Genomic DNA, 7,836 nt, shown 5'->3' on the forward strand with positions numbered 1-7,836 from the left:
GCCTCCAGCCGCCGGCCGGCGAGCACCACGCTGAGTCGGTCGTCGACCGGCACCACGGTCTCCCCGGCGCTCGGGCTGCCTGGCGGGGCGTCACCGACGCTGGCCACGACCCGCCAGGCCGCCGCCTCCCGGGCACGGGCCGGCCACCCCTCCGCGTCGGCGGCCAGCTCCAGCACGCTGACCGCGCGCACCCCGAAGGTCTCCCGGAGCCGGTCCAGCAGCGCGGGCAGCGGCCGTTCGCCACGGAGCACGCTGCCAGCGACGGTGGCCAGGGTCTGCGCGTCGGCCGAGGCCCGGGCGGCCTCGCGGGTACGCCGGGCCGCGACGTCGACCACCCAGCTGACCGCGATGGCGACCCCGATGAACACGCCGAGGGCGAGGAGGTTGTCCGCCTCGGCGATGTTCAACGTGTGGACGGGTGGGGTGAAGAACCAGTTGAGCAGCAGCGAGCCGCCGAGCGCGGCCGCCAGCGCCGGCCAGAGCCCGCCGACCAGGGCGACCCCCACCACCCCGGCGAGGAAGAGCAGGATGTCGTTGGTCAGGGTGAGGTCGGGCAGCGTCTTGAGCAGCAGGGTGAGCAGCGGCATCCCGATCCCGGCGAGCGCGAATCCGAGCAGCCGGCGGCGGCGGGACAGCGCTGCGGGCACCGCTGCGCCCCGGCGGCCCCGCCCCGCCTGGGCGTGGGTCACGAGGTGCACGTCGATGGCGCCGGAGAGCGCGGTGGTGGTGACGCCGACCCCGCGCGAGAGCACCTGGGCGAACCGTCCGCGCCGGCTGGCCCCGAGCACCAGCTGGGTGGCGTTGACGCCGCGTGCGAAGTCGAGCAGCGCCGCAGGGATGTCGGTGCCGAGCACCTGGTGGTACGTGCCGCCGAGGCTCTCCACCAACACCCGCTGCCGGGCCAGCTGGGCCGGGTCGGCGCCGGCCAGCCCGTCGCTGCGGGCCACGTGCACGGCCAGCAGGTCGGCGCCCTTGCTCCGGGCGGCGATCCGCGCCGCCCTGCGGACCAGCGTCTCGCCTTCCGGGCCGCCGGTGAGCGCGACAACCACCCGTTCCCGTGCCTCCCAGGTGGCGGAGATGCCCTGCTGGGCGCGGTAGGCGTCGAGCTGCTCGTCGACCTTGTCGGCCAGCCAGAGCAGGGCCAGCTCGCGCAGCGCGGTGAGGTTGCCGACGCGGAAGTAGTTGCCGAGCGCCGCGTCGATCTTGTCGGGCCGGTAGATGTTGCCGTGGGCCATCCGGCGGCGCAGCGCCTCCGGCGTCATGTCCACCAGTTCGACCTGCTCGGCGGCGCGGACCACCTGGTCGGGCAGGGTTTCCCGCTGGACCGTGCCGGTGATCTGCGCGACCACGTCGTTGAGCGAATCCAGGTGCTGGATGTTCACCGTGGTCAGCACGCTGATCCCGGCGTCGAGCAGCTCCTGGACGTCCTGCCAGCGCTTGTCGTGGCGGGAGCCGGGCACGTTGGTGTGCGCCAGCTCGTCGACCACCGCCAGCTCCGGCCGGCGGCCCAGAACGGCGTCCAGGTCCATCTCGGTGAAGGCGGTGCCCCGGTAGGTCAGCGTCCGCCGGGGCACCAGCTCCAGGTTCCCGATCATGGCGGCGGTGTGCGGCCGGCCGTGCGTCTCGACGAGCCCGATCACGACGTCGGTGCCGCGCTCGGCGCGGCGCTGGGCCTCTTCGAGCATGGCGTACGTCTTGCCGACCCCCGGGGCGGCCCCGAGATAGATCCGCAGTTCTCCCCTGGCCACGGCACCATCTTCCCGGACAGTAGGGAGGGGGGCGCCGCTGATCGCCGGGCGATGTGGCGGGGCCCCCCGTCGTGACAGACGAACGGTCAGCGCGCCGGGAACATCTCGTCGAGCGCGAGGTTGAGTTCCAGGACGTTCACGCCGGGCTCGCCCATGAAGCCGAGCGCCCGGCCGGTGGTGTGCTCCGCGACCAGCCGGCGGATCGCCGCCGGGTCCGCGCCGCGTTCGCGCGCCACCCGGGCCACCTGGATCTCCGCGTACGCCGGGGAGATGTGCGGGTCGAGGCCGCTGCCGCTGGCGGTGACCGCGTCGGCCGGCACGGCGGGCTTCGCCGGCGCGTCGCCCCTGACCGGGGTGACGATGCCGCCCTCGGCCACATAGTCGTGGTCCGGTTGGGCCAGCTCGACCGGGACGCCCTGCCAGCTGCCCACGAAGGGGGTTGCCGGCGCGACCTGGTTGACGCTGACGACCCGGGTGACCGGGCCGGTCAGCCCGTCGGCGCGGAACACGGCCAGCACGGCGCCGACCCCGTCTGGGGTGCAGTAGGGCCGCCGTCCGTCCACGCGTTCCAGTTCGCCGACCGCCTTGCTCCGGGAGCAGACCTGGGTGAGCAGGCTCGGGGTGGAGTCGTCGGGGTTGGCGGCGGCTGTGTCGACCACGCTCTCCGGGCCCAGGTTGCCGGCGGCGGTGGCGGTCGGGTCGTAGCCGTCGCCGGCCGCCGACGGCCGGGACTGGAAGTAGCGGGGGACGGGGTTGCCGTCCGCGTCGGTGAAGGACTGGCCGATGAGCGAGCTGCCCACGGTCGTGCCGTTCACGCTCACCGGCGAGCCGTCGGCCCTGCCGTCCAGACCGGGGAGCCGGCCGGCGGCCACCATGGCCAGCGGGTACGCGACGCCGAGCAGGACGGTGAACACGAGCAGCGCGCGCAGGGCGGCCAGATGTTGGGCGAGCCAAGTCGGGAGGCGCATCACGAGATCCCTGGAATGAGCTGGATGAGCAGGTCGATGAGCTTGATGCCGATGAATGGCACGATGATGCCGCCGAGGCCGTAGAGCCAGAGGTTGCGGCTGAGCAGCTTCGACGCGCTGGCCGGCCGGTAGTGCACGCCGCGCAGGGCCAGCGGGATGAGTGCGACGATGATGATCGCGTTGAAGATGACCGCGGCGAGGATCGCCGACTCCGGGCTGTCCAGCCGCATCACGTTCAGGGTGTCCAGGCTCGGGTAGATGCCGGCGAACATGGCCGGGATGATCGCGAAGTACTTGGCGATGTCGTTGGCGATCGAGAAGGTGGTCAGGGCGCCGCGGGTGATGAGCAACTGCTTGCCGATCTCGACGATCTCGATGAGCTTCGTCGGGTCGGAGTCGAGGTCGACCATGTTGCCGGCCTCTTTGGCGGCCGACGTGCCGGTGTTCATGGCCACGCCGACGTCGGCCTGGGCGAGGGCCGGGGCGTCGTTGGTGCCGTCGCCGGTCATGGCGACCAGCCTGCCGCCCTCCTGCTCCGTCCGGATCAGGGCGAGCTTGTCCTCGGGGGTGGCCTCGGCGAGGAAGTCGTCCACTCCGGCCTCGTCCGCGATGGCCTTTGCGGTCCGCGGGTTGTCACCGGTGATCATCACGGTGCGGATGCCCATCCGGCGCATCTCGTCGAAGCGGGCGCGCATGCCGGCCTTGACCACGTCCTTGAGGTGGATGACGCCGAGGGCGCGGGCCGGCTCGCCGTCGGCGTGCTCGGCGACCACCAGCGGGGTGCCGCCGGTGCCGCTGATCGCGTCGACCAGTTCGCCGACCTGCTCGGTCGGGTGGCCGCCGTTCTCGCGGACCCACTTCATCACCGCGGCGGCGGCGCCCTTGCGGATCCGGCGGACGCCGCCGTCGATGCTTGCCGTGCCGAGGTCGACGCCGCTCATCCGGGTCTGCGCGGTGAACGGTACGAAGGTGGCGTGCGGGATGAGGCCTGGCTCGCGCTCGCGCAGGCCGAACTCGTTCTTGACGAGCACCACGACGGAACGGCCCTCGGGGGTCTCGTCGGCGAGGCTGGACAGTTGCGCGGCGTCGGCGACCTCGGCGGCGCTCACCCCCTCGACCGGAAGGACCTCGGCGGCCTGCCGGTTGCCCAGCGTGATCGTGCCGGTCTTGTCCAGCAGCAGGGTGTTCACGTCGCCGGCCGCCTCGACCGCCCGGCCGCTCATGGCCAGGACGTTGCGCTGCACCAGGCGGTCCATGCCGGCGATGCCGATGGCCGACAGCAACGCCCCGATGGTGGTGGGGATCAGGCAGACCAGCAGCGACACCAGCACCACGCCGCTGACGCCGGCGTCGGTGATCGCGCCGGTGTTGGGGGCGGCCGCCTGGTAGCCCTTGGCGAAGATCGCCAGCGGTTGGAGGGTCACCACGGCCAGCAGGAAGATGATCGTGAGCGCGGCGAGCAGGATGTTCAGCGCGATCTCGTTCGGGGTCTTCTGCCGGTTGGCGCCCTCGACCAGGGCGATCATCCGGTCGATGAAGCTCTCGCCCGGCTTCTGGGTGATCCGCACGATGATCCGGTCAGAGAGCACCCTGGTGCCGCCCGTGACCGCGCTGCGGTCGCCGCCGGACTCCCGGATGACGGGCGCGGACTCGCCGGTGATCGCCGACTCGTCGACGCTCGCGATGCCCTCGACCACGTCCCCGTCGCCGGGGATGATGTTGCCGGCCTCGACCAGGACGACGTCGCCCTGCCGGAGCTGCGGCGCGGGGACCGCCTCGTCGCGGTGGGCGTTCGTCGCCGCGCCGGGCTTCCAGCCGACCAGTCGGGTGGCGATCGTGTCCTGCTTCGCCTGCCGCAGGGCGGCGGCCTGGGCCTTGCCCCGTCCCTCGGCGACCGCCTCGGCCAGGTTCGCGAAGACCACGGTGAGCCACAGCCAGACGGTGATCGCCCAGGCGAAGACCGACGGGTCGGTCACCGCCAGGACGGTGGTGAAGACGGCGCCGATCTCCACGATGAGCATGACCGGGTTGCGCCAGAGCGTGCGGGGGTCGAGCTTGCGCAGCGCGTCCGGCAGCGACCGGATCAGCTGCTTCGGGTCCAGCAGACCCCCGCCGACCCGGCTGCCGTGGCTGGCTGGGGTGCCGGCCACCGGCTCCTCGGCGGTGCCGGATGTCACGGATGTGACGGGCATTTTCTCGTTCCTCATGGTGGTCACAGCCCCTCAGCGAGGGGGCCGAGCGCGAGCGCGGGAAGGAAGGTGAGCGCCACCAGGACCACCGTGACGCCGGCGACCATCCCGACGAAGAGGGGTCGGTGGGTCGGCAGGGTGCCCTCGGACGCGGGGGTGGGCTGCTGTCGGGCGAGCGAACCGGCCAGCGCGAGCACGAAGATGATCGGCAGGAACCGGCCGAGCAGCATGCAGAGTCCGAGCGCGGTGTCCCACCACGTGGTGTTCACGGTGATGCCAGCGAACGCGGATCCGTTGTTGTTGGCGGCCGAGGTGAAGGCGTACAGCACCTCGGAGAGGCCGTGCGGGCCGGCGTTCAGGGCCGTGGCGTTGTTGCCCGTGGCGAACGCCGCCGCCGTGCCGGCCAGCACCAGCGCCGGGGTGATCAGGAAGTACAGCGAGGCGAGCTTGATCTCGCGCGAACCGATCTTCTTGCCGATGTACTCCGGCGTCCGGCCGACCATCAGGCCGGCGACGAACACCGTGATCACCGCCAGGATCAGCAGGCCGTAGAGGCCCGCGCCGACGCCGCCGGGCGCGACCTCGCCGAGCATCATGTTGCCCAGCGTCATCATCCCGCCCAGCGCGGTGTACGAGTCGTGGAAGGAGTTGACCGCGCCGGTCGAGGTGAGGGTGGTGGCGGCGGCGAAGGTCGCTGAGTTCGACACGTCGAACCGGACCTCCTTGCCTTCCAGCGCCGCGCCGACGGCCTGCGGGACAGTGCCGTGCCCGGCCAGCTCGAAGATGGTGGTCAGGGTGACGCTGGCCAGCGCGAGGATGGCCATGACGGAGGCGATCGCGTAGCCCTGGCGGTTCTGGCCGACCATCCGGCCGAAGACCCGGGGCAGGCTGAACGGGATGAGCAGGATGAGGAAGATCTGCAGCCAGTTGGTCCAGGCCGTCGGGTTCTCGAACGGGTGGGCGCTGTTGACGTTGTAGAAGCCGCCACCGTTGGTGCCCAGCGCCTTGATCACTTCCTGGCTGGCCACCGGGCCGCCGGTGAGGTGCTGCGTGCCGCCGGTCAGCGTGGTGACGTCGGTGCCGCCGGAGAGGTTCTGCACCGCGCCGCCGATCATCAGCGCGAGCGCGCCGAGCACGGCCACGGGCAGCAGGATCCGCACCGTGATCCGGATCAGGTCGACCCAAAAGTTGCCCAGCTCGCCGGTGCGGCTGCGGGCCAACCCGCGGATCAGGGCCACCGCCACGGCGATGCCGACCGCGGCGGAGACGAAGTTCTGCACGGCCAGGCCGGCCATCTGCACGAGGTGGCCCATGGTCGACTCACCCGAGTACGACTGCCAGTTCGTGTTGGTCACGAACGAGACCGCCGTGTTCCAGGCGCCGTGCGGCACCACGGGGTCGAAGCCCAGCGAGAGCCACAGCTTGTCCTGCACCCGCTGGAACAGGTAGAGGAACAGGATCGAGACGGCCGAGAAGGCCAGCACGCTGCGGGCGTAAACGCCCCAGGTCTGCTCGGCTGCCGGGTTGACCCCGACCAGCCGGTAGATCCCGCGTTCAATCCGGGACGACCGGCTGCCGGACACCACCCGGTACATGTGGTCGCCGAACGGCTTGTGCGCGGCGACCAGCGCCGCCACCAGGGACAGCACGAAGATGACGCCGGCTGTTGTCATGCTCATCAGAAGCGCTCCGGGAACAGCAGGGCGACGACCAGGAACACGCCCAGGCCGATCGCCAGCACGAGACCGGCGGCGTTCACCGCGCTCACAGCTTTTCCACACCCCTCACCACGAGGGCGAGCGCCGCGAACAGCCCCACCGTCAACAGCACGAACACCAGGTCAGACACCGCTGACTCCTCTAATTGGGATCATTCCTCGCGACCGCCTCCCGGTCCCGCCGGGCAATCAAAACGCTGCAAACGCCGCCTGGACAGGGGCATTAACGCGACCATGACGGCCGCCAGGCGTTTCTTGACGCGCTTTTCACGACGTCCCTTGTCGGGGTGAACGGCGTCACATCGGGCCGGTCAGGAATGGGGGCCCACGAGGGAAGAAGCGGGGGAAGCTCGGGCAGGGGCTGGCCGAGGGGCGGCGCCTGAAAGCCCTGGCGTGACGTGCCCGAGCAGTACGCGCCCTGGCAGACGATCTGCGGCTTGTTCCGTCGGTGGCAGCGTGACGGCACGTGGCAAACCATCCTGTCGGCGTTGCAGGCCCACACCGACGCGAGCGGCCCTATCCAGTGGGACGCCAGTGTGGACTCCACGACCAGCCGCGCTCACCGGCATGCCGCGGGTGCTCACCGGGACGGTCAGCAAGGAACCACCCGGTGGGCTGCAGGACGAGCCTGCCGACCATGCGTTGGGCCGCTCGCGCGGGGGTCTGACCACCAAGACGCACCTGGCCTGTGAGCAGGGCCAGAAACCCGTGGCGATGCTTCTGACCGCCGGGCAACGCAAGGCCAAAGGGTCGAAGGGGCGGCCGACCACCCGCCTTCGATTCCGTCGTCTACCAGCAACGACATGCCGTGGAGTGCGGTATCAACCGACTCAACGCCACCGCGGCATGGCCACCCGGTACGACAAGTTGGCCGTCCGCTACCAAGCAACCCTCACCATCGCCGTCATCGGCGAGTGGCTATGAGCCTGGTTGGTTCTGAGCGCGAGTAGCGGTCCCGACTGGGCGGGAGTCTGGGTCCCGGCATCTTCCGGCGGGCTTCATCGGGCGTGAGTTCGGGACCCGCCCTGGTCGTGGGTGTCGAGCTGGCGATGCCCGCGAGCGAGCCCAGGCTCGTCCAGACCGACGACTTCAACGAGACAGGGCGCGTGTACCGCGAGCTCGCTGATGCGACGCTTACCTGGGCCGACGCCGTAGTGGCGTTAGACTCGCCTGCCATGGGACCGCTCATCTTCAGCCTCAACCTCACCCTGGAC

Annotated in this window: 6 protein-coding genes and 1 pseudogene; 2 read left to right on the forward strand and 5 right to left on the reverse strand. The window is 71.1% G+C overall.

The genetic code is table 11. From position 1 onward, the window contains the following. The 5 genes from B0E53_RS30555 to kdpF all read right to left on the reverse strand — a co-directional run. Positions 1-1,748: DUF4118 domain-containing protein (locus B0E53_RS30555; protein WP_107079163.1), on the reverse strand; the 1,748-nt coding region annotated here is incomplete at its 3' end. An 86-nt stretch (positions 1,749-1,834) separates the two neighbouring features. Then, positions 1,835-2,716 carry a potassium-transporting ATPase subunit C gene (locus tag B0E53_RS30560; RefSeq protein WP_107079164.1) on the reverse strand — a complete coding sequence of 294 codons (882 nt, stop codon included), beginning with the start codon at positions 2,714-2,716 and terminating at the stop codon, positions 1,835-1,837. Continuing rightward, positions 2,716-4,908, reverse strand: a complete 2,193-nt coding sequence (kdpB, locus tag B0E53_RS30565; protein WP_107079165.1) for a potassium-transporting ATPase subunit KdpB — start codon at positions 4,906-4,908, stop codon at positions 2,716-2,718. Before kdpB ends, B0E53_RS30560 begins: the two co-directional genes overlap by 1 nt. Positions 4,909-4,928: 20 nt before the next feature. After that, positions 4,929-6,584, reverse strand: a complete 1,656-nt coding sequence (gene kdpA / locus B0E53_RS30570) for a potassium-transporting ATPase subunit KdpA (protein WP_107079166.1) — start codon at positions 6,582-6,584, stop codon at positions 4,929-4,931. Further along, the gene (kdpF, locus tag B0E53_RS30575) at positions 6,584-6,673 is read right to left on the reverse strand and encodes a K(+)-transporting ATPase subunit F (protein ID WP_107079167.1); all 90 of its coding nucleotides are present in this window, start codon (positions 6,671-6,673) and stop codon (positions 6,584-6,586) included. Before kdpF ends, kdpA begins: the two co-directional genes overlap by 1 nt. Positions 6,674-7,008: 335 nt before the next feature. On the opposite strand from kdpF, the pseudogene B0E53_RS30580 reads away from it, so the two are divergent. Then, positions 7,009-7,546, forward strand: a pseudogene (locus B0E53_RS30580) (transposase); the annotation flags it as partial. Between the two features lie 107 nt (positions 7,547-7,653). Beyond that, a partial coding sequence (locus B0E53_RS30585) for a hypothetical protein (RefSeq protein WP_146167822.1) occupies positions 7,654-7,836 on the forward strand: 183 nt, incomplete at its 3' end.

The organism is Micromonospora sp. MH33 (genome assembly GCF_003013775.1).
Classification (GTDB): Bacteria; Actinomycetota; Actinomycetes; order Mycobacteriales; family Micromonosporaceae; genus Micromonospora; species Micromonospora fulviviridis.

Bases quoted from the DNA above. Each gene is read 5' to 3' on its own strand.
- kdpA (WP_107079166.1), bottom strand. From the start codon at position 6,584: ATGAGCATGACAACAGCCGGCGTCATCTTCGTGCTGTCCCTGGTGGCG.
- B0E53_RS30560 (WP_107079164.1), bottom strand. From the start codon at position 2,716: ATGCGCCTCCCGACTTGGCTCGCCCAACATCTGGCCGCCCTGCGCGCG.
- kdpB (WP_107079165.1), bottom strand. From the start codon at position 4,908: ATGCCCGTCACATCCGTGACATCCGGCACCGCCGAGGAGCCGGTGGCC.